This is a genomic window from Streptomyces sp. B15 (assembly GCF_018070605.1).
GTDB classification, from domain to species: Bacteria; Actinomycetota; Actinomycetes; order Streptomycetales; family Streptomycetaceae; genus Streptomyces; species Streptomyces smyrnaeus.
On sequence record NZ_JAGPXJ010000041.1, the window covers coordinates 39,193 to 60,312 of the forward strand.

21 protein-coding genes are annotated in these 21,120 nt (G+C 71.7%); 14 read left to right on the forward strand and 7 right to left on the reverse strand.

The window, feature by feature from the left end; genetic code table 11:
- The first annotated feature begins 74 nt into the window (after positions 1–74).
- On the forward strand, positions 75–737 hold the full coding sequence (locus KBY19_RS19445; RefSeq protein ID WP_099883171.1) for a DUF5063 domain-containing protein: 663 nt from the start codon (positions 75–77) through the stop codon (positions 735–737).
- 47 nt (positions 738–784) lie between these two features.
- Here the strand turns inward: KBY19_RS19445 and KBY19_RS19450 are convergent, their stop codons facing one another.
- Positions 785–1,579 (reverse strand): VWA domain-containing protein, encoded by a 795-nt coding sequence (locus tag KBY19_RS19450; RefSeq protein WP_099883172.1) that lies wholly within the window; start codon positions 1,577–1,579, stop codon positions 785–787.
- Positions 1,580–1,901: 322 nt separating this feature from the next.
- On the opposite strand from KBY19_RS19450, the gene KBY19_RS19455 reads away from it, so the two are divergent.
- The 4 genes from KBY19_RS19455 to KBY19_RS19470 all read left to right on the forward strand — a co-directional run bounded on the left by KBY19_RS19455 (position 1,902) and on the right by KBY19_RS19470 (position 6,550).
- On the forward strand, positions 1,902–3,182 hold the full coding sequence (locus KBY19_RS19455) for an aspartate kinase (protein WP_099883173.1): 1,281 nt from the start codon (positions 1,902–1,904) through the stop codon (positions 3,180–3,182).
- Positions 3,183–3,691: 509 nt separating this feature from the next.
- Positions 3,692–4,267: a SigE family RNA polymerase sigma factor gene (locus tag KBY19_RS19460; protein WP_180289713.1), complete on the forward strand. Its 576-nt coding sequence runs from the start codon at positions 3,692–3,694 to the stop codon at positions 4,265–4,267.
- A complete protein-coding gene (locus tag KBY19_RS19465; protein WP_210966303.1) occupies positions 4,264–5,586 on the forward strand; it encodes a hypothetical protein in 1,323 nt (440 codons plus the stop codon). Before KBY19_RS19460 ends, KBY19_RS19465 begins: the two co-directional genes overlap by 4 nt.
- Positions 5,587–5,677: 91 nt before the next feature.
- A complete protein-coding gene (locus tag KBY19_RS19470) occupies positions 5,678–6,550 on the forward strand; it encodes an SURF1 family protein (protein ID WP_099883175.1) in 873 nt (290 codons plus the stop codon).
- Here the strand turns inward: KBY19_RS19470 and KBY19_RS19475 are convergent.
- Positions 6,441–8,315 (reverse strand): prolyl oligopeptidase family serine peptidase, encoded by a 1,875-nt coding sequence (locus tag KBY19_RS19475; protein WP_185017748.1) that lies wholly within the window; start codon positions 8,313–8,315, stop codon positions 6,441–6,443. The genes KBY19_RS19470 and KBY19_RS19475 overlap by 110 nt on opposite strands.
- Positions 8,316–8,418: 103 nt before the next feature.
- Between KBY19_RS19475 and cbiE the strand changes: the two genes are divergently transcribed.
- Positions 8,419–9,693, forward strand: coding sequence for a precorrin-6y C5,15-methyltransferase (decarboxylating) subunit CbiE (gene cbiE / locus KBY19_RS19480; protein WP_210966304.1), 1,275 nt, complete (start codon positions 8,419–8,421; stop codon positions 9,691–9,693).
- Entirely contained in the window at positions 9,690–10,439 is a 750-nt protein-coding gene (cobM, locus tag KBY19_RS19485) for a precorrin-4 C(11)-methyltransferase (RefSeq protein ID WP_099883177.1), read from the forward strand. Before cbiE ends, cobM begins: the two co-directional genes overlap by 4 nt.
- 126 nt (positions 10,440–10,565) lie before the next feature.
- Here cobM and KBY19_RS19490 read toward each other — a convergent pair whose 3' ends face one another.
- Positions 10,566–11,714, reverse strand: a complete 1,149-nt coding sequence (locus KBY19_RS19490; RefSeq protein ID WP_099883178.1) for a cobalt-precorrin-5B (C(1))-methyltransferase — start codon at positions 11,712–11,714, stop codon at positions 10,566–10,568.
- Positions 11,715–11,731: 17 nt separating this feature from the next.
- On the opposite strand from KBY19_RS19490, the gene KBY19_RS19495 reads away from it, so the two are divergent.
- Together KBY19_RS19495 and KBY19_RS19500 are read left to right on the forward strand one after the other, a co-directional pair.
- Positions 11,732–12,511, forward strand: a complete 780-nt coding sequence (locus KBY19_RS19495; protein ID WP_210966305.1) for a cobalt-precorrin-6A reductase — start codon at positions 11,732–11,734, stop codon at positions 12,509–12,511.
- Positions 12,512–12,764: 253 nt separating this feature from the next.
- Positions 12,765–14,636, forward strand: coding sequence for a serine/threonine-protein kinase (locus tag KBY19_RS19500; protein ID WP_307843560.1), 1,872 nt, complete (start codon positions 12,765–12,767; stop codon positions 14,634–14,636).
- 7 nt (positions 14,637–14,643) lie between these two features.
- Here KBY19_RS19500 and KBY19_RS19505 read toward each other — a convergent pair whose 3' ends face one another.
- The gene (locus tag KBY19_RS19505; RefSeq protein WP_210966307.1) at positions 14,644–15,033 is read right to left on the reverse strand and encodes a hypothetical protein; all 390 of its coding nucleotides are present in this window, start codon (positions 15,031–15,033) and stop codon (positions 14,644–14,646) included.
- A gap of 367 nt (positions 15,034–15,400) precedes the next feature.
- Between KBY19_RS19505 and KBY19_RS19510 the strand changes: the two genes are divergently transcribed.
- From KBY19_RS19510 to KBY19_RS19530, 5 genes are read left to right on the forward strand one after another with little or no spacing between them, the layout of a single operon-like run.
- On the forward strand, positions 15,401–16,285 hold the full coding sequence (locus KBY19_RS19510) for a helix-turn-helix transcriptional regulator (protein WP_099883182.1): 885 nt from the start codon (positions 15,401–15,403) through the stop codon (positions 16,283–16,285).
- Between the two features lie 14 nt (positions 16,286–16,299).
- Positions 16,300–16,506, forward strand: a complete 207-nt coding sequence (locus tag KBY19_RS19515) for a DUF397 domain-containing protein (protein WP_307843562.1) — start codon at positions 16,300–16,302, stop codon at positions 16,504–16,506.
- The gene (locus KBY19_RS19520; protein ID WP_210966309.1) at positions 16,499–16,693 is read left to right on the forward strand and encodes a DUF397 domain-containing protein; all 195 of its coding nucleotides are present in this window, start codon (positions 16,499–16,501) and stop codon (positions 16,691–16,693) included. The genes KBY19_RS19515 and KBY19_RS19520 overlap by 8 nt, the downstream gene beginning before the upstream one ends.
- Before the next feature lie 27 nt (positions 16,694–16,720).
- The gene (locus KBY19_RS19525) at positions 16,721–16,999 is read left to right on the forward strand and encodes a ribosomal protein L7/L12 (RefSeq protein WP_099883185.1); all 279 of its coding nucleotides are present in this window, start codon (positions 16,721–16,723) and stop codon (positions 16,997–16,999) included.
- Positions 17,000–17,008: 9 nt separating this feature from the next.
- The gene (locus KBY19_RS19530; protein WP_099883186.1) at positions 17,009–17,263 is read left to right on the forward strand and encodes a hypothetical protein; all 255 of its coding nucleotides are present in this window, start codon (positions 17,009–17,011) and stop codon (positions 17,261–17,263) included.
- A gap of 115 nt (positions 17,264–17,378) precedes the next feature.
- Here the strand turns inward: KBY19_RS19530 and KBY19_RS19535 are convergent, their stop codons facing one another.
- From KBY19_RS19535 to cobG, 3 genes are all read right to left on the reverse strand, one after another.
- A complete protein-coding gene (locus tag KBY19_RS19535) occupies positions 17,379–18,932 on the reverse strand; it encodes a precorrin-2 C(20)-methyltransferase (protein ID WP_307843561.1) in 1,554 nt (517 codons plus the stop codon).
- A 5-nt stretch (positions 18,933–18,937) separates the two neighbouring features.
- Positions 18,938–19,573, reverse strand: coding sequence for a precorrin-8X methylmutase (locus KBY19_RS19540; protein ID WP_180289931.1), 636 nt, complete (start codon positions 19,571–19,573; stop codon positions 18,938–18,940).
- A 121-nt stretch (positions 19,574–19,694) separates the two neighbouring features.
- Complete coding sequence (cobG, locus tag KBY19_RS19545) at positions 19,695–21,116, reverse strand: precorrin-3B synthase (RefSeq protein ID WP_210966313.1); 1,422 nt, start codon at positions 21,114–21,116, stop codon at positions 19,695–19,697.
- Positions 21,117–21,120 lie beyond the last annotated feature (4 nt).

Here is a 21,120-nt window from a genome sequence, read left to right on the forward strand (position 1 = left end):
GCCCATGATGTGTGAGCCCGTGCGAGCCTGTGCGAGCCGAGGGCCACAAGAGCCCACAGGGGAGAGGTTGCCCGATGTCTGATGCGACGCTGAACTCCATCAAGAACAGTCCCGACGACTTCGCGGTCCAGATCAGCGACCAGATCGAGAGCTTCATCGTCTCGGTCACGGAGGTCGCCAAGGGCGACGACCCGGACAGTGCCGTCCCCTACCTCCTGCTGGAGGTCTCGCAGCTTCTCCTCGCGGGCGGCCGGCTGGGCGCGCACGAGGACATCGTTCCGGATGAACGGTATGAACCGGACGTCGGCCCGGAGCCGGACGTCGACGAGCTGCGTGAGCGGCTCGCGGCGCTGCTGGACCCGGTCGACGTCTACTCGGAGGTCTTCGACCCGTACGTGCCGCGTTCTGCGCCCGTCGCGTGCCGGATCTCCGACGACCTCTCGGACGTCCTCACCGACCTGCGGCACGGCATGGCCCACTACCGCGCGGGCAGGGTGAGCGAGGCCCTGTGGTGGTGGCAGTTCTCCTACCTCTCCAACTGGGGCCCGACCGCCTCCGCGGCGCTGCGCGCCCTCCAGTCGCTGGTGGCGCACGTCCGGCTGGACAAGCCCCTGGAAGAGCTCGACGGCCTCGACACCGACAGCGACGCCGGGGACGAGGACGGCTCCCTGGAGGCCGAGGCCGGCGCCGTCATGGCCGCCGAGATCGCCGAACCGCTGGGCCTCAAGAACGCCTGAGAGGACGCCGCAGCAGTGCCGCCCGAGCAGCGCCGCCCGGAAGGCACCTACTCCAGGAGTCCCGCTCGGCGTGCGGCCTCCAACCAGGAGGGGAACTCGCTCACCACGCTGCGGTAGAGGGCGTCGTCGGACAGGTCGCGCGGTGCGAGGCCCGCCGGGAAGAAGCCGGCGTTGTCCACCACGCGCTTGGCCGGGACCGGGAGTTCGTCGAGCTTGCGCAGGAAGTCGAACTGCTTGCTGTCCGGGTCGCCGAATCCGACGAACTGCCAGAACAGCGGAAGCCGCGCGGCCGTGCACAGCACGTGCTCGGCGGCGGTGCGGGAGGTCGGGCCGCCGTCCGTCTGGAAGATCACCAGGCCCGGGTCGGTGGCGCCCGAAGCGGTGTAGTGGTCGATGACCGCCTGCATGGCGAGGTGGTAGTTGGTCCTGCCCATGTGCCCGAGGCTTTCGTGCAGTGCGCCGACGCGGTTCTGGTAGGCGTCCAGGCTGACCTCGGCCGTGCCGTCCACCTCGGTGGAGAAGAAGACCACGGGGACGACACCGTCGTCGTCGAGGTTCGCGGACAGCCCCAGTGTCTGCTCCGCGAGGTGCTGCACCGTGCCGTCCTTGTAGTACGGGCGCATGCTCCCCGAGCGGTCCAGGACCAGATAGACCGCGGCCCGCTGGTCCCCCAGCCCGGCGCTCTCCAGGGAGTGGCGGGCGGTCTTGTAGAGGCTCACCAGGCCGGGCGCCAGGGAGGCGACCTTCTGCAGATCGACGGCGGGACCCTGCTTTGATGAGCGGTGCCCCGGCGACGCCCATGAGCGTTGTCCCGGCGTGCGTTTCACGTAGTCGATGGCCATTCCGGCAGACTACGGACTCCTGGGCCGTGCGGGTGACTCCCGTCACACTGCTTCCGTCGCACCGTTCCAGCACCGTTCCAGCGCTGTCCCTGTACCGCTGGGTGGACGCGTCGGACGCGACGACCGTGTCGGCCGAGCCGTGCCGCATCGTGAACAGGCTCACGTTTCCGTGTCATTTCGCCCCGGGTGGGCAGGGGCCTTCGCGGACGGGACCCGGTTCCGTCCGGTCGTTAGACTGAGCCGACCAGTGGATCCCATCCTTCCGGGCAGCGTCGCACGGAGCGCCGGGGTCCCGGGAAATGATTTCGAGGAGCGAGCACACGTGGGCCTTGTCGTGCAGAAGTACGGCGGCTCCTCCGTTGCCGATGCCGAGGGCATCAAGCGCGTTGCCAAGCGAATCGTCGAAGCCAAGAAGAACGGCAACCAGGTTGTCGTCGTGGTCTCGGCGATGGGTGACACGACGGACGAGCTGATCGATCTTGCCTCAGAGGTGTCTCCGGTCGCCTCCGGCCGTGAGTTCGACATGCTGCTGACCGCAGGAGAGCGGATCTCCATGGCCCTGCTGGCGATGGCGATCAAATCCCTCGGCCACGAGGCGCAGTCGTTCACCGGCAGCCAGGCGGGTCTGATCACCGACTCCGCGCACAACAAGGCGCGGATCATCGACGTCACCCCCGGCCGGATCCAGGACTCGGTCGACGAGGGCAACATCGCGATCGTCGCCGGCTTCCAGGGCGTCTCCCAGGACAGCAAGGACATCACCACCCTGGGCCGGGGTGGTTCCGACACCACGGCCGTCGCGCTGGCCGCGGCGCTGGGCGCCGAGGTCTGCGAGATCTACACCGACGTCGATGGTGTCTTCACCGCCGACCCGCGGGTGGTGAAGAAGGCGCGGAAGATCGACCGGATCTCCTTCGAGGACATGCTGGAACTGGCGTCGTCCGGCTCCAAGGTGCTGCTGCACCGCTGTGTCGAGTACGCGCGCCGCTACAACATCCCGATCCACGTGCGGTCGTCCTTCTCCGGCCTGAAGGGTACGTGGGTCACGAACGAGCAGCCGGACGGGCAAGGGGAAGAGTCGATGGAGCAGGCGATCATCTCGGGTGTGGCACACGACACGTCCGAGGCCAAGGTCACGGTCGTGGGGGTGCCGGACAAGCCGGGCGAGGCCGCGGCGCTCTTCCGTGCCGTCGCGGAGGCCGAGATCAACCTCGACATGGTGGTCCAGAACGTCTCCGCAGCTTCCACGGGCCTGACCGACATCTCCTTCACGCTCCCCAAGGCCGAGGGCAAGAAGGCCATCGCCGCGCTGGAGAAGGTGCAGGGCACCGTCGGCTTCGACTCGCTGCGCTACGACGACCAGATCGCGAAGATCTCCCTCGTCGGTGCGGGGATGAAGACCAACCCGGGTGTCACGGCGACCTTCTTCGAGGCGCTGTCCAACGCCGGGGTCAACATCGAGCTGATCTCCACCTCGGAGATCCGCATCTCGGTCGTCACCCGCGAGGAGGCCGTGGGCGACGCGGTCCGCGCCGTCCACTCGGCCTTCGGGCTGGACAGCGAGTCGGACGAGGCCGTGGTCTACGGGGGCACCGGCCGTTAGGGCTCGCCCCACGGACCTGTGCCCTTGCCCAACGCCCGACGCCCGTCGCCTGCCGCCCGACGGCCCTGCGGGTGCGGGCTGCGGGGCTTACGGGCTGCGGGTCAGCACCCGTGGTTGATCGGCGGTTCCCCGCGACTCTTCGGATCGCGTCTGCGGGACCCACTGGCCACAGCGGTGCTCACTGACGGACAATGGCGCTCCCCGCCCCTGCAACCGGCAGGCAGGCGGGGAGCGTCTTTGTGCCTCCAGAGCCTGACGCGCAGGGGGAGCGCGGTCGACGGCCTGGGCGGCGACACGGGGTTCTGGCGGCCCGCGGCCGGGAGGTGCCCCGAATGGAGACTGAGAGATGTGTGTATGACGGCATGTGGTGTGTTTTCGCGCACAGTGCCTGTCGCGTACAACCCTGACGGGGGGAAACGTGTCAAACAGGCGTGGCAGAGGTACTCGGAATCGCAACGGCCCCTGGTCGTCCCGGCCCCGGCGGTGGAAAGCTCCCGGTGGCCGGAGGCATGCCTGTGATCGCGCCGTGGCCCGCCGCGCGCCCCTCGCGTCCGCTCACACAGCATGGGGACGCTGACGAGGCGATGGCACATGGCACCACAGTCGACCACCTGACCGAGACCTACCGCGCCCACTACAAGTCCCTGCTCGGGCTCGCGGCGCTCCTGCTCGACGACACCGCCTCGTGCGAGGACGTCGTCCAGGAGGCGTTCATCCGCGTCCACTCGGCGCGCAAGCGTGTGCGCGATCCCGAGAAGACCCTCGCCTACCTCAGGCAGACGGTCGTGAACCTCTCCCGCTCCGCACTGCGCCGCCGCATCCTCGGGCTGAAGTTGCTCTCCAAGCCGATGCCCGACATGGCGAGCGCCGAGGAGGGGGCCTACGAACAGCTCGAACGGGATCAGTTGATACAGGCGATGCGCGGCTTGCAGCGGCGCCAGCGCGAAGTGCTGGTGCTGCGGTACTTCGCCGATATGACCGAGGCTCAGGTGGCCGAGGTGCTCGGACTCTCCCTCGGCTCCGTGAAGGCGTACGGGTCGCGCGGTATCGCCGCGCTGCGCACCGCCATGGAGACGACGTCATGAGTGAGGGAATGGGGCTCCCCGGCGGGGAGGAGCCGCGTGAGCGGCGTATGCCGCGCGACGAGACGCCTGACGGAACGCCTGACGGGACGCGCGACGGGACAGACGAGACAACTGAGAGCGCCGAGAACGCCGAGCGGGCCGAGAGCGCCGAGCCGGACGGCCGCGCCGCGGGCGACCGGTCGACGGAAGAGCGCCCGGTGAGCGGTGCGGCGGACGGCCCCGAGGAGGGCGGCTCCGGCGGCGACGACTCCGCGCCGGAGGAGATGTCGCTGGACCTCTTCGACGAGTCCGCGCTCACCTCGGAGGAGGAGACCCTCCGGGAGCTCCTGCACAGCAGCGTCCGCGGCATCGAGCCGCCGGCCGACAGCCTGGACCGTACGCTCGACCATCTGCACCGGGCGGTGCCCGCGCGCCGCGCGCACCGTCGTCAGGCGATGGTCGGCGGAGTGGCGGCGACGCTCGTGGCCGTCGTCGGCGTCCCCGCGCTCTTTTACGGCGGTGTCGTGCCCGGTGTCGGTGGCGACGACCAACCGGTGACGGCCGCCAGCACCCATGGGCAGACCCGCGGCCCCGACGCCGGTTCCGGTGGGAGCGGCGGCAAGGACGAGGACAAGCACACCGGGGGCAAGGACAAGGACAAGGGCAAAGGTGACAAGGGCGGCGGGAGCGCCCATCCGGCGCCCTCCGGCGGGCCCGGTGACAGCGCCGACCCCAACGAGAGCCTCAGCGCCAGCGCGCCCACCTGCGGCAGCGATCAGCTCGGTGCCGGTTCGGCGCAGTCGGGGGTGCCCGACAGCAGCGGCACGGTCTACGGCAGTTTCCGCGTCGCCAATGTCTCCGGCAACGCGTGCACGGTCGAGGGCGAGGGCATCGTGGGCGCCTCGGTGCAGGGCAGCGGCGGCGGACAGGTGGTGGTCGTCGACCACGCCCCCGGCGACCCGGCCCCGGGCCTCGGTGACCCGGCTGCCTCGCGGGACGAGGTGGTGCTGCGGCCCGGTCAGGCGTACGTGGTGAAGTTCGCCTTCGTGCCCAGCGGCTGCAGCTCGCCCACACCGCAGGGCGGCCGGTACGACGGCGAGACCTCCGGTCCCAGCGCCGGGGCCGGTGAGGGTTCGGCGGACGGCGGCGGCGACAGCGCCGGCGGCGGCACCGGGACGCCCGGCGAGAGCAACGGCGGCAGCGGCGACCCGGGCGGGGGTGACGCCGAGGTCGTGGTCTCGCACACTCCCGAGAGCGGCGCCCCCGTGGCGGGCACCCGGGTGCCCGGCGCCTGCGGCAGCGGAACGATCTACCGCACCGGCGTCATCCCCCAGGGCTGACCCCCTCCGCACCGGGCGCGAGGGGGTGCGCCGCGTCGGCTGAGGGGTGCCCGTTGGCGGCGGTGTCCCCGGCTGGTCGTACTGTGGGGGCGTGTACCGGTTTTTGGTGACCCCGCGATGGTGGGCGATCAACATCTTCGCCGTGTTGGCGATCCCGGTCTGCGTGCTGATGGGCAGCTGGCAGCTCAGCCGTTTCGACGACCGGGTCGACCGTCACCAGGAGCAGCAGGAGCAGTCGACTGCTCAGTCCCAGGCCGAGGCGCGGCCGTTGCGGGAGCTGTTGCCGCTGACCCAGGAGACGGTGGGCCGCACGGCCGAGGTGACGGGCCGCTTCGACACGGCGCATCCGCTTCTCGTGCCCGGCCGTACGGTCAAGGACGAGCGGGGCTTCTACGTGCTGTCCCTGCTGCGGACCGACGCCACCGACGGCGACAAGGCCGTCCCGGTCGTACGCGGCTGGCTGCCCGGCAAAGCGGATCCGGACCGGGTGCCGGCGCCGCCGAAGGGCGAGGTCACCGTCAAGGGTGTGCTGCAGGCGTCGGAGTCGCACACCGACGCCGGTTCGGGAGCGACCGGCGGGCTGCCGGACGGGCAACTCGGATTCATCAGTGCCGCGGCGCTCGTCAACGTCGTCCCGTACGGCGTGGAGGACGCCTGGCTGACCGAGCAGCGCACGCAGGCGCCGCTGAGGCCGGTGCCGCCGGTCGCGCCCGACAACACCGGCCTCGACATGAAGGCCTTCCAGAACCTGGGATACACGGCGCAGTGGTTCGTGTTCGCCGGATTCGTGGTCTTCATGTGGTTCCGCTTCTTCCGCCGCGAGGCGGAGCTGGCCAAGGACGCCGCCCTGGGCCTTATTCCGGACGAGCAGCCGGAGAGCCGGCCGGACGGTCCGGAAGCGGGTGCCGGCCCTCCCGGTCCGTCTTCGGAAGATGCCGCAACGCGAAGTCGATCTCCAGCCTGATCTGCTTGATCCGCTCCTCGACGACGAGCGAGCCGTGCCCCGCGTCGTAGCGGTACACCTCGTGCGGGTGGCCGCGCGCCTCCAGTCTGGCGACATAGTTCTCGACCTGCCGGATGGGGCACCGGGGGTCGTTGACGCCCGCCGAGATGTAGACGGGCGCGCGCACCTTGTCGACGTACGTCAGCGGTGACGACGCCTCGAAGCGCTCGGGGACCTCCTCCGGGGTGCCGCCGAGCAGCGTGCGGTCCATGGACTTCAGCGCCTCCATCTCGTCGTGGTAGGCGGTGACGTAGTCGGCGACCGGCACGGCGGCCAGCCCGAGCGCCCACACCTCCGGCTGGGTGCCGACACCGAGGAGGGTGAGGTAGCCGCCCCAGGAGCCGCCGGCCAGGACGAGCCGGTCCGGGTCGGCGAGGCCGGAGTCGACGGCCCAGGCGCGAACGGCGTCGATGTCCTCCAGCTCGATCAGTCCGACGCGGTGCTTGAGCGCGTCGGTCCAGGCGCGGCCGTATCCGGTGGAGCCGCGGTAGTTGACCCGTACGACGGCGAAGCCGTGGTCGACCCAGGCGGCGGGCTGACCGGCGAAGGAGTCGCTGTCGTGGTGGGTGGGGCCGCCGTGCACCTCGAAGACGGTGGGGAAGGGGCCCTCCCCGGCGGGCTTCTGCACCAGCGCGTGCACGGTTCCGCCGGGGCCCTCGACCCAGGCGTCCTCGACGGGCACCGAGCGCGGTGCCTTCATCCCGGGAGGGTCGAGCACGGTCGAGCCGGTGGTGGACCGTACCTGCGGCGGTTCGGCGGCGGACGACCACAGGAACTCCACCGTGCCGTCGGGCCGTGCCGTGGCGCCCATGACGGAGCCGGCGGGCGCGTCGATGCGGGTGCGTTCGCCGCTCGCCAGGTCGTGGCGGAAGAGCTCGTCGCGGGCCTGGTGGCTGTGTGCGATCAGCAGTGCGGAGGCGTCCGGATACCACTCGGCGGCGACATCGCCCGGCAGGTCCAGGTCCAGCTCGGTGGTGGTGCCCGCGAGCGGGTCCCAGATCATCGGCTCCCACCGGCCGCGCCGCTGGTGGCCGATCAGCAGCCGCGGGTCGCCGTCGACGGGGGCGAAGCCGAGCACGGTCAGGCCGAGCTCCTTGGTGCCGCCCTCGCTGTCGTCCAACTCCGCGACTGTCGACCCGTCGGGGCGTACGACGCGCAGCGCCGAGTGCATGGCGTCACCGTGTTCGGTGTGCTCGATCACCAGCAGCGTGCTGTCGTGGGAGAGATCGCCCACACCGGCCGACTCGCTGTGCCGGTAGATCTCGACGGGCGGTTTGGGCGCGCCGGAGCCGGGGCGCAGCACATGGACGGTGGAGCCGTCCTCGTCCGTGGAGCGGCCGACCACCACGGTGCCGTCCCTGCCGATCGCCAGCCCCGCAGGGTAGGCGGGGTCCAGGCCCTCGACGGCGCGGACGTCGGGGCCGCCCTCGAAGGGCTGGCGCATCCAGACACCGAACTCGTCGCCGTCGGTGTCGGAGAACCACCAGATCCACTCGCCGTCCGGAGACAGGGTGCCGTCCGTGGTGCCGTTCGGCCGGTCGGTGACCTGCCGCTGTTCGCCGGTCGTCCGGTCCCAGGCGTACAGCTCGAACGTGCCCGTCGCGTTCGATACGAACAGCGACCGGGCGGGTGCGTCCTCGGCCCACTCGGGCAGTGAGACGCGCGGCGCCCTGAACCGCTTCTCCCAGTCGGGCATGGCGTGGTCGGGCAGTGCGTTCTGATCCATGCGCCCATTGTGGACCGGGACCGGTGGTCGGGGCGCGGGGTCCCGAACAGTACAGTTCGAGCCGTCCGTGTTCGAGAGCCGCCCGTGCTGTGAGGTGCCCGTGATGTCCCCGTCCGCCGCCGGCCCGCCCCAGGCGGCGGCGCCGGTGACCGTCGTCGGCATCGGGGCCGACGGCTGGCCGGGCCTGACCGAGCCGGCGCGGGAGGCGCTGCGCGCGGCCGAGGTGATCATCGGCGGCGGCCGGCAGCTGGACCTGCTGCCGGGGCGGGAGTGCGCCGGGCAGCGGGTGGCGTGGCCCTCCCCGCTGCGGCCCGCCGTCCCCGGGCTGCTCGCGGCGCATGCGGGGCGCCGGATCGCGGTGCTGGCCAGCGGCGACCCGTACTTCTACGGGATCGGCCGCACCCTGACCGACGTGGTGCCGCATCTCCCGCTCCGGGTGCTGCCGCACCCCTCGTCGGTCAGCCACGCCTGCGCGCGGCTCGGCTGGGCGCTGGAGGAGTGCGAGGTCGTCAGCGTCGTCGGCCGGCCGCTCGCCCGGATCGCCGCCGCGCTGCACCACGGGCGGCGGCTGCTGGTGCTCGGCGCGGGGGCCGGCACCCCCGGCGAGGTCGCGGCGCTGCTGCGCGAGCGCGGCTTCGGCCCGAGCCGGGTACGGGTGCTGGAGCAGCTCGGCGGCGCGCACGAACGCAGCTACGAGGGGACGGCGGACGGCTGGCCGCACCCGCCGGGCGACCCCCTCAACATCGTCGCCGTCGAATGCGCGGCGGCGGCCGACGGGCTGCGGCTCGGTGCCGTGCCCGGGCTGCCGGACGCCGCCTACGAGCACGACGGGCAGCTCACCAAGCGCCATGTACGGGCCGCGACGCTCGCGGCGCTGGCGCCCGCGCCCGGCGAACTGCTGTGGGACGTGGGCGGCGGCGCGGGCTCCATCGCGGTGGAGTGGCTGCGCACGCACCCGGCCTGCCGGGCGCTCACGGTGGAGCGCGACCCGGAGCGGGCCGCACGGATCGTCCGCAACGCGGACCGGCTGGGGGCTCCGGGGCTGCGGGTGGTGACCGGCACGGCGCCGGACGCGCTGGCCGGACTGCCCACGCCCGACGCCGTGTTCGTCGGCGGCGGGCTGACCGCGCCCGGTCTGCTGGACGCCTGCTGGGCGGCGTTGCCGCTGGGCGGCAGGCTGGTCGCCAACACCGTCACTCTGGAATCGGAGGCGCTGTTGGTGGAGTGGTACCGGCGGCACGGCGGCGAGCTGGTGCGGCTCTCGGTGGCGCACGGGGTGCCGGTGGGCGGCTTCACGGGCTGGCGGCAGGCCATGCCGGTGACGCAGTGGGCGGTGTGCAAGGGCACCGACTCGGCAGAGGGAGGGGACGAGAGATGACGGTGTACTTCATCGGTGCCGGTCCCGGCGCCGCCGATCTGATCACGGTGCGCGGTGCCCGGACGCTCGCCGCCTGCCAGGTGTGCCTGTACGCGGGCAGCCTGGTACCCCGCGAACTGCTCGCCGAGTGCCCGCCCGAAGCGCGGCTGGTCGACACGGCCCAGCTCGACCTGGACGCCATCACGGAGGAGTTGGTGCGTGCCCACGGCGAGGGGCTGGACGTGGCGCGGCTGCACTCCGGCGACCCGTCCGTCTTCAGCGCCGTCGCCGAACAGATGCGGCGCCTGGACGCGGCGGGGGTGCCGTACGAGGTGGTACCGGGCGTGCCCGCGTTCGCGGCGGCGGCTGCCGCGCTGAAGCGGGAACTGACGGTGCCCACCGTCGGCCAGACCGTCGTACTGACCCGGATCGCCCGCCAGGCCACCCCCATGCCGGAGGGCGAGGACCTTGCCACCCTGGGGCGCAGCGGCGCGCTCCTCGTACTGCACCTGGCGGTGCGGTACGTGGACGAGCTCGTCGCGGAGCTCGTTCCCTCCTACGGTGCCGACTGTCCGGCGGCGGTCGTGGCCTTCGCCAGCCGCCCGGACGAGACGGTGCTGCGGGGCACGCTGGAGGACATCGCCGAGCAGGTGAAGGCCGCCGGTATCAGCAAGACCGCCGTCATCCTGGTGGGCCGCACGCTGGGGGCTTCGCACTTCCGGGACAGCCACCTGTACTCGGCGGAGCGCGAGCGGCACGTCTGCTGATCCCTCGCTTGCGGGCCGCGCCCCGAAGGGGCGCGGGGAACGGCGCGACCGGGCACAACGGAGCCGCAGCCCGCGGACGGCAGACAGGGGCAGCCCCTGCACAGTCCCTGCCCGGAAGCGCAGCGCTCAGCGCACCGTGCTGCGGCCCACAATGGTTCCCGCGCGGTCGATGCAGAGGACATCAACGGCGACGGGTGCCCCGCGCAGCACCGCGAGGGCTTCGTCGCGGGCGGTCTCGGCCACCAGGTCGCCGAGCGGGATCTCAGCGGCGGCACACAACTGGAGTGCCGCCAGCCCCGTGTTGGCGCCCGTGACCCGCTCGGCGAGCTCTTCGTCGGCGCCTCCCGCGCGGGCGAGGGAGGCGAGGAAGCCCTTGTCGACCTGGGAGCGCTTGGAGTGCAGATCCATGTGCCCGGCCGCCAGCTTCGACAGTTTGGCGAAGCCGCCGCAGATGGTGAGCCGTTCCACGGGGTGGCGGCGTACGTACTTCAGGACGGCGCCGGCGAAGTCCCCCATGTCCAGCAGCGCGTCCTCCGGCAGTCCGTACTCGGCGACGACCGTGCGCTCCGAGGTCGAGCCCGTGCACCCGGCCACATGGGTACGCCCTGCCGCACGCGCCACATCCACTCCGCGCCGGATCGAGTCGATCCAGGCGGAGCACGAGTAGGGGACGACGATGCCGGTCGTGCCCAGGATCGACAGTCCGCCGACGATGCCCAGCCGCGGGTTCCAGGTGGAGCGGGCGATCTCCTCGCCGTTGTCGACGGAGAGCGTGATCTCCACATCGCCGCTGCCGCCGTACTGTTCCGCGACGCGGGCGACGTGCTCGCGCATCATCTGGCGCGGCACCGGATTGACGGCGGGCTCGCCCACCTCCAGGGGCAGTCCGGCACGGGTGACGGTACCCACGCCGGACCCGGCCCGGAAGACGACGCCCGCGCCCGGCGCGAGGGGGCGCACGGTGGCGCGTACGAGGGCGCCGTGGGTGACGTCGGGGTCGTCGCCCGCGTCCTTGACCACGGCGGCGGTGGCGTACCCGGGCTGCGACTCCTCGTAGGCGAGGGCGAAGGCGGGGGTCTGTCCCTTGGGCAGGGTGATCGTCACCGGGTCGGGGAAGTCGCCGGTCAGCAGCGCGGTGTAGGCGGCGGTCGTCGCCGCCGTCGCACAGGCTCCGGTCGTCCAGCCGGGCCGCAGCCCGGTGTGCTTGAGTTGGGCGTCGCGCCCGCCTGCGGCCTCGCGCCCGCCCTTGGCCCCGCCCCCTGCCGCGTCACTCATGGAAGGAACCGAACGCCGTGCACGTGCTGATTCTCGGCGGTACGACGGAGGGCCGCCGCCTGGCCGAGCTGCTGGACGGCAACGGCGCCCCGGGCCTGCGGGTCACCAGCTCGCTGGCCGGACGGGTGGCCGGTCCGCGGCTGCCGGTCGGCGAGGTGCGGGTGGGCGGCTTCGGGGGTGTGGCGGGGCTGACGGAATGGCTGCGTACACACCATGTGGACGTACTCATCGACGCCACCCATCCCTTCGCCGAGACGATCAGTTTCCACGCCGCCGAGGCCGCGGCCGGAGCCCATGTTCCCCTGCTCGCCCTCCGCCGCCCCGGCTGGGTGCCGAAAGCGGGGGACAAATGGCACATGGTGGACTCTTTGCCGGAGGCTGCGCGGTTGTTGCCTCGTCTGGGACGGCGGATCTTCCTGACGACGGGGCGGATGGGGCTGGCCGCCTTCGCGGGGCCGGAGAGCGACGGCCTGTGGTTCCTCACCCGCTCCGTCGACCCCCCGGAACCGAGCACGCCGACCCCCGCCCGTACGGAGCTCCTCCTGGACCGGGGCCCGTTCTCGCTGGAGGGCGAACGTGAGCTGCTGCGCGGCCACCGCATCGACGTACTGGTCACCAAGGACAGCGGCGGTGCGGCCACCGCGCCCAAGCTGACGGCGGCACGGGAGGCGGGCCTCCCCGTCGTGGTCGTCCGCCGTCCGCCGGTCCCGGCAGGGGTCCGGGTGGTGACGAGCCCCGAGGAGGCGGTGGAGGCTGCGGCTGCGGGGGAGGTGGCGGAGGTCGTCCGTCGCCGCTAGGCCGGATTGTTATGCGGCGCCAAAGGTGCGTTGCGGTATGAAATCGGACTGTGGGTCCCATATACGGCTTGATCGGGATACGCTTCATCTTTGCCGGACGGTCGACATCTGAGGACGGCTGCCCTGGACCATCTGCGCCCTGCGTGATTTGTAGAGTTCCGACAATGCTGGTATGGGGCGCTGCTCCAACTCGCTTCCCTGTCACGGAAGTTCGGATATCATCGCTCCGCTCAGCAGCCGGAGGGGGTGGCGGGTGCGACCGTTGGAGACCTCCGACCCGCGCAGGGTCGGGCCGTACAGGATGCTCGCCGAACTCGGCAGCGGCGGCATGGGGCGGGTGCTGCTGGGCGACACGCCCGGCGGCCGGCTGGTCGCGCTCAAGCGCGTACGCGCGCAGTTCGTGGAGGACGACGGTTTCCGCGCCCGGTTCACCCGCGAGGTGGCGGCCTCCCGCAGGGTGTCCGGCGATTACACGGCGGCCGTGGTCGACGACGGCGCGGACGAGCCGGTGCCGTGGCTGGCCTCGGAGTTCGTGGCGGGACCTTCGCTGCACGCGGCGGTGGAGGCCGTCGGCGGGCTGCCCGAGGAGGCGGTGCTGTGGCTGGCCGCCGACCTCGCCTCTGCACTGCTCGACATCCACAGGGCCGGACTGGTGCACCGCGATCTGAAGCCCTCCAACGTGCTGCTCGCGGAGCGGCACGCCAAGGTCATCGACTTCGGCATCGCGCGGGCCACCGACAGCGACGACGGCACCTGGGTCACGCATACCGGCTGGGTGGTCGGCGCCCCCGGCTTCATGTCGCCGGAGCAGGTCGAGCCCAACGGCCGCACCCTGACGTCGGCCAGCGATGTGTTCTCGCTGGGCGCCACACTGGTCATGGCGTGCACCGGTGAGGGCCCGTTCAGCGGGACCTCGGCCCCGCAGATGATGTACAACGTCGTGCACACCGAACCCGACCTCGGCCGAATTCCGGACCGGTTGCGCGGATTCATCCAGCCGTGCCTCGCCAAGGAGCCGGCCGACCGGCCGAATCCGGCCCAGCTCCGCGAGCGGGCCCACAATCTGCTCTCACAGGCCACGCGGCCCGAGCAGGTCTGGCCGCGCGAGGTGCATCAGCTGATCACGGCCCAGCGGGACGATGTGCTCCGGTTCCGTATGGCGGCGGACGAACGACACGTCCCTCCCGACTCCGAGGAGCCCACCGTCGTCGTACCGCCCCGTACGGAGGGTGGCGCGGCATGGGCCCGGCGGGTGTTCGGCTGGGCACGTGACTTCAGCCGCGAGGCCGCCCGGACGGTACGGAGCGCATCGCCGGGAGGCGCGGGTGCGGCGCGCGGGCGCGGGGCCGCCCGCGGGACGGGCGACCCTTCGGCCACCACCGTGGACCCGAATCCGCCCGACCGCCCTTCCCTGCGGGCCCGCCTGACAGCTGCCGTCTCAGGACCGAGGGCCCGCCGCGCGCTTCGACGGTCGCGGGACACCGCCATCGTCGTACTCGGCGTACTCGCGGGCCTGATCGCCGCCACCAAGGCCAACAGCGGCGATCTCGTCCCCATGTCCCAGCAGTCCTTCCACACCGGCCTGCTGGCGATGGACGCCCCCGACATCCCCGCCGGGCTGCTTCACCCCAGTTATCTGGGCGCGGTGGCCGGTGCCTGGCTCGGTGGGCTGGCCGGTGTCGTGGCGTGGATCGTCGCCGGTCTGCGGTCCGCGCTCACCGGCTTTCTCGTCCTCGTGGCCCTGAGTGTGAGCGGCTTTCTCCTCGGCTGGCTCGGGGACGACGGCGGACTGGACATCGCTGTGATCTCCCTGGGCCAACTCGAAGAGGGCGGCGCCTGGGTCGGCGCGCTGGCGGGTCTCGCGCCGTTGGCCGTCGCCAGTGCCATGTCCAAGAGGGGCGGCGTGGCCCACTCCAGCGAACAGGGCTGCGGCGTCGTGGCTGCCCTCGTGGTCGCCACCGCGTTCACCGCGGGCCTGGGCGCCGTCTGCGGTTACCACGGGTGGATGGGTCTCACCATCGGCGACTCCACCACGGTCGGACTCTTCACCGCCGTCGGCGCGGCCTTCGGCGGCAGCGTCGCCTACCGCATCGTCGCCGCTGCGCGCGCACGACGGTCCGGATAGCGGGAGTTCACCGGTCCGTCGGCCCTGGTCCGTCCTCTTGGCCGCGGGACTTCGGGACGCAGGTGATCTCGGCCTCGCCGGAGTTGTCCGGCAGCCGGGCGCCCCTGCTGTCGGCGACGCGGAGTACGTTGCTGAGGGCGGCGGCGGTCTCCGTGGCGGCCCGCGTCGTCTCGTCGTCGGCGCGCGCCTTCTCATCGTCGCCGTAGACGAAAAGGAAGCGCTTCAACGCCCGGTCGCCGTCCGCCAGCTGGGCCTCCTCCAGTTCGTCGGCGTAGCAGGAGACGGTGGAGTCCAGGTCGCCGCTGAGATAGCAGGGTTTGCCGAACTCCGTTGTCCACGGCAGCAGTCGAAGCCCCGGGGCCGGCATCGGCGTCTGCTCCCGGTCGTAGATCCACATACGGATTGCCTCCAGCCCTCGGTGGCAGACACAACCGCACGCCTCATACGTCACCGGCACACCCGGGGGCGCCTGCCTCGGCGTGGCATGACGGCACTCCGCGTGCCTGCCGAGGCCGCATGCCGCAGATCGGTAACTCGTCACGGAACCCATTTCCTTTCCGTTCGCGCCCCTTCTGTGAGCGCTCTGTGAGAAAGCACCTACAGAGTGGCACCGGTCCGGCTACGGTTGGAATGGAGTTGAGGAGTTTGCGCGGACAACTTTCCGTGCCAATTCCTGCTGCTCGGCGGTGGTATTCACGCTTCACCGCAATGTTCTGCAAATTCGCAGAACGTTTCACGCGCTGGCGGAGGAAGGAAGCGCGCGGATGATCACAGACATCGAGTCGGCAACGCCCGCCCTGTGCCGTTTGCAGCTCGGCAGCGAGCTGCGGCAACTGCGGCAGGCCGCGGGCCTGAACGGACGCCAGGTCGTCCGGAAGCTCCTGTGGAGCTCGTCCAAGCTCACCCGTCTGGAGACGGGCGACAACGCGTCGGTGGAGCCGTCGGATGTGATAGCTCTCTGCGAGATTTATGGGGCCTCGAAGGAGAAGCGTGCCCTTTTGCAGGGGTACGCGGCGGTGACCAAGACGCGGCGGGACTGGTGGCAGTCGCCGGAGTATCGGCCGGTGATCCGGCCAGGTTTCAAGGCATACCTGGGTCTTGAGGCCACGGCCAGCACCTACCTGAACTATGCCTCGGAGTTCGTGCCTGGCCTGCTGCAGACTGAGGAGTACGTGCGGGTGATCCTCGAACGCGCCCATCAGGGGATGAGCTCCGAAGAGGTGGACAGTTTGGTTGCGGTTCGGATGAACCGGCAGGAGGCGCTGTTCCGGAAAGAACGTCCGCTCAAGTTCACGGCCATCCTCAATGAGGCTGTGCTGCGCCGCGCTGTTGGCGGGTCCAAGGTGATGCGTGACCAGCTAGGTCACATCATCGACGTGGTCACTGCTCGACGGAATGTGCGCGTCCAGGTGGTGCCGTTCCGCCTCGGTGCTCATCCAGCCATGGACGGGCCGTTCGTGGTGCTGCAGTTCGCCGATCACGCTGCGCTGCGCTCCATCGTCTACCTGGAGAACATGGCGGATGCATGGGTCTGTCGGCGGGAAGAGGACGTAGAGCGCTACGAGGAAGCGTTCACCGACCTGCAAGCGTTGGCTCCAGGGCCCCAAGAGTCCCTGGGCATGATTAAGAAGGCACTCAAGGAGCATTGATACCCATGAGAAGCATGGCTGAGGTCTCGCGTGACGCCGACTGGTTCAAGTCCAGTTACAGCAACGCTCAAGGTGGTGAGTGTGTTGAGGGTGCCCGTCTTGGTGGCGGCGTAATGGCTGTCCGTGACTCCAAACAACCGCAGGGCCCCGCGTTCGTCTTCGGGGCCGATGCGTGGTCTGCCTTCGTGGAGTCGGTGAAGGGTGGAGCCCTCGATGGCTGACGCTGCTTGGTTCAAGTCGAGTTACAGCGACGGCGACGCTGCCGCGTGCGTCGAGGGCGCCCGTCTTGGTGGGGACCTCATGGCGATCCGCGACTCCAAGCAGCAGCCCGACGGCCCCGTGTTCGTCGTCCAGGCGGCAGCCTGGTCCGCGTTTGTCGGGGGGCTGAAGCGCAGGGCTCTCGTATAGGAGAAGGCGGCTGATTGGATGGGGGCCATGGAAATACTCGCCTGGGTTCTCGTGGTCCCCCTTCTGTACGGAGCCGTCCGCAGTATCGAGGTCCGGATCGCGCGTTCCGACCGGCAGGTGGCGCGGGTCGAACGCAAACTGGACCTCGTGCTGGAGCACCTGGGGCTGCAGGAGCACGATCCGCGGCTGGGCGAGGTGATCGAACTGCTGCGCAGCGGCAAGAAGCTGCATGCGATCAAGCGGTACCGGGAGTTGACCGGTGAAGGGCTGAAGGAGGCCAAGGAGGCCGTCGAGCGCCTTGGTTAGGCTGGCCGCATGACCAACGGGGACCTGCGTCTCGGGCGCTGTGGCGCGTGCGGCGGCGGTGAGGTGTACCGGGGCGAGTACGCGGCACAGGGCGGGCTGCGCCCGGCGGGTGCGGGCACGTTCGGGACGAAGCAGGCGGTGTTCGACGCCTTCGTCTGCGCGGTCTGCGGCCATACCCAGCTGCACGTGCGGCTCGACGCGAGGATGTCGTCGCACATCCGGGGCAAGCTCACCTGGATACCGCCGCGGCAGGGCAACACCTGAACCGGGCGGTGGCGTGCGGCAACAGCTGTGCTGCCGCACGCCACTTGGCAGGGCTACGGCCGTCGCGTAGTCAGCCCGCAGCGGACGGACGGAGGCACCCCGGAGCGGGGCGTACTCACCGCTCCGGATACCGCCGCGGCGTCCACACCCACTCTGTACCGTCCGGTCGGTGAGCCGCCTGGGTCTGCGAGGAGCCGACGATCAGCAGCGTCCGCATGTCCACCTGGGCCGGGTCCAACTCCGCCAGGGGGACGGTCCGTACGCGTTCGCCGTCCCCGCCCACATCGCGGGCCAGCACCACCGGGGTGTCCGGCGCGCGGTGCTCCAGCAGGACCTCGCGGGCCTTGCCGACCTGCCAGGTGCGGCTGCGCGAGCCGGGGTTGTAGAGGGCGAGCACCAGATCGGCCGCCGCCGCTGCGCGCAGGCGTTCGGCGATGACCTCCCACGGCTTGAGACGGTCGGAGAGGGAGAGCACCGCGTAGTCGTGGCCCAGCGGAGCACCCGCGCGGGCGGCTGCCGCGTTGGCGGCCGTCACGCCGGGCAGCACCCGTACGGGAACGTCCGCGTACGCGTCCTGCGCGGCGGCTTCCAGCACGGCGGTCGCCATGGCGAACACGCCCGGGTCGCCGCCGGAGACGACGGCCACCCGCCGCCCGCGCCGCGCCAGCTCCAGGGCGAACTCGGCGCGTTCGGCCTCGACCCGGTTGTCGGAGCCGTGCCGGCGCTGCCCGTCCCGTGCGGGCACCCGGTCCAGATAGGTGGTGTAGCCGACCAGATCGTCGGCGGCGGCCAGCGCGCCCCGTGTCTCGGGGGTGAGCCACAGCGGCCCGGCGGGCCCGGTGCCGACGACCACGACTTCGCCGGGGGAGCTGCCTTCCTTCTCGGGGGCCGCCGCCTCCGCCTTGCCCACCTTGCTCGGCAGCACGGCCACCGAGAAGTACGGCACGGAGTCCGGGTCGATGTCGGCCACCCGTCCGGTGCGCTCGCCCTCCATGGTGGCGCGTTCGACGTAGCGGGCCTCGGCCAGCCGCCCCGAGCGCTCCAGCGCGCGGCGCACCTTGGGGAACGTACGCCCCAGCTTCATCACGGCCACCGCGTCGCTGGAGGCCAGCCGCGCCGTCAGTTCCTCTTCCGGCAGCGTGCCGGGCAGTACGGTCAGCGCCTCCTCCGCCTCGGACAGCGGGGTGCCGAGCCGGGCCGCGGCGGCACTCACCGATGTGACACCGGGAATGACCTCCGTGGGGTACCGATGGGCCAGCCGCTTGTGCATATGCATGTACGAGCCGTAGAAGAGCGGATCGCCCTCGGCGAGCACGGCGACGGTGCGGCCCGCGTCCAGATGTGCCGCCAGCCGCGCCGCGGCCTGCGCGTAGAACTCCTCCAGCGCGCCCCGGTAGCCGCCGGGGTGATCGGTGGACTCCGTGGTGACGGGGTAGACCAGCGCTTCCTCGATGTGGTCGGCCCGCAGATGGCGGGCCGCGATGGAGCGCGCGATCGAACGGCCGTGCCGGGCGCTGTGGTACGCCACCACGTCCGCCTCCGCTATCGCCTCCACCGCACGCACGGTCATCAACGAGGGGTCACCGGGCCCCAGCCCCACGCCGAGCAGCCGCCCGGCGCCCGCACCCTCGGTCACGTCGTCGCCCCTCACTCGGTCACTGCCGGTCACCTGGCTCACTCCTCCTCGCTCGCGATGGCGTTGAGCGCCGACACGGCCAGGGCGCTGCCGCCCCGACGCCCGTGGACGACCAGGTGCTCCAGCCCGGAAGGGTGCTCGGCCAGCGCCTGCTTCGACTCCACGGCCCCGACGAACCCGACCGGCACCCCGATCACGGCGGCCGGCCTCGGCGCGTCCGCCCCGCCTTCCTCGATCATCTCCAGCAGCCGGAACAGCGCGGTGGGCGCGTTGCCGATCGCGACGACCGAACCCTCCAGGCGGTCGCGCCACAGTTCGAGCGCGGCGGCGGTACGGGTCGTCCCCAGTTCGGCGGCGAGTTGGGGGACGGCGGGGTCGGCGAGCGTGCAGACCACCTCGTTGTCGGCGGGAAGCCGCCGACGGGTGACGCCGCTGGCGATCATGGCGACGTCGCAGAGGATGGGCGCCCCCGCGCGCAGGGCCGCGCGCGCCTTCTCGACGACGTGCGGGGTGTGGGCGAGGTCCCGTACGAGGTCGACCATGCCGCAGGCGTGGATCATCCGCACCGCCACCTGAGCGACATCGGCGGGCAGCCCCGCCAGATCCGCCTCGGCGCGGATGGTGGCAAAGGACTGCCGGTAGATGGCAGCGCCGTCCTTCTCGTACTCGAACACTGTGCTCCCGCTCATCGTCATGGGCTGCCGTTCGCCTTGAACTGCCGTTCGTGCTGCGGCTGCCGTTGGTCCTGGGACTGCTGTTGATCCTGGGACTGTCGTGCGTTCTGGGGCTGTCGCGTCATGGGGCCGTCGCCGCCGGGTTGTCGCGCACCGGACCGTGCGCCGCCTCGCCCGCGCCGGTGCGGGCAGCCGCCACGGTGGCGGCGAGCTCGGAGCGCGGGGCGCGGGATACCGGCCGCACCGTGCCGCTGTCCCCGACGACGGACACCTGGTAGCCGTCCGCACCGGCGACGACCTCCACCCGGTCGCCGCGCGGATGCCCGCACCGGCGCTCGCACCCCGCCCAGTACACGGGTAGCGCACGCGATCCGCCTGCGGCGCCGTCGCGGGCCACCGCCACCGCCGCGGCGGCGTCCGCGCGTACGTCCGTCAGGGACTTGGCGCAGCCCGGCCGCCCGGCGCAGGCCCCGACACCCCGCCACGGGGACGCTCGGTCCACGACCAGTCCCGCGGCACCCAGCGCCGCCAGCGCCCCCGGCGCGCGCCCGGGTGCGAGACCGGGTACGACGACGCCGCGCCACGGGGTCAGCCGCAGTTCGCCGCTCCCGGCCCGCTCGGCGGTGCGGACGAGCAGCTCCCACTGCCGACCGGTCAGCCGCCCGAGGGGAGCCAGCAGGCAGAGCGCGACCGTCCCCGACGGCCCGGTGACCAGCCCGGGCACGGGCCCGTCGCCGGTCACCCCGGATTCCGTAGGAACCGGAACAACTCGGGCGGCCCCCTTCAATCTTTGCGCGGTCCTACGGGCCAGCTCCCCAGCCGCCACCGGGAGATCGGCCACCCGCCACGCGCGGACGTCGTACTCCCGTGCGGCCTCCAGGAAGACCTCGGCGGCGGCCACCGCGCCGGCAGCGGCACGCTCGCTCGCGACGCGGAGCGCCGAGGCGTCGCGACCCGCACCGATCCGCAGCAGCGCGCAGCCCTCGGACTCGGCGACCAAGGTCACATCGGCACCGAGCGCGGCGACATCACCGCGGCCGTCGTCCACCGCGAACAGGAAACGCCCCGACAGCCCGCGCAACTCTTCGCTCTCGCACACCAACCGGTCCAACTCGGTGAGCCGGCCGCGGACGTCCAGGTGTCCGGACCCGTCCAGGCCCGACAGCGGCGAGGCCACGATGTTGCGGACGCGCTCGTGCGCGGCGGAGGGCAGCAGACCCGCGCCGCCCAGCATTCGTGCCAGTTCGACGCCGGAGTCGTCACCGAGCCCGCGGAGTTGAACATTGCCGCGCGAGGTCAGATGCACATCGCCGTCCCCGAGCCGGGATGCGGCCGCGTGCAGGGCCGCGGCCTGCGCGACGTCGAGCACACCGCCGGGCACCCGCACCCGGGCCAGCCCGCCGTCGTCGGCCTGGTGCAGCCGCAACGCCCCCGGGCACGCGTCCTCCCGCGCCCGGGAAGCCGCGCAGTTGGTTGCACCAGCAACCGACGCGGCGGCATACGCGGACGAACGAGCGGAGGACATGACCATGTCGGCGAGCATACCG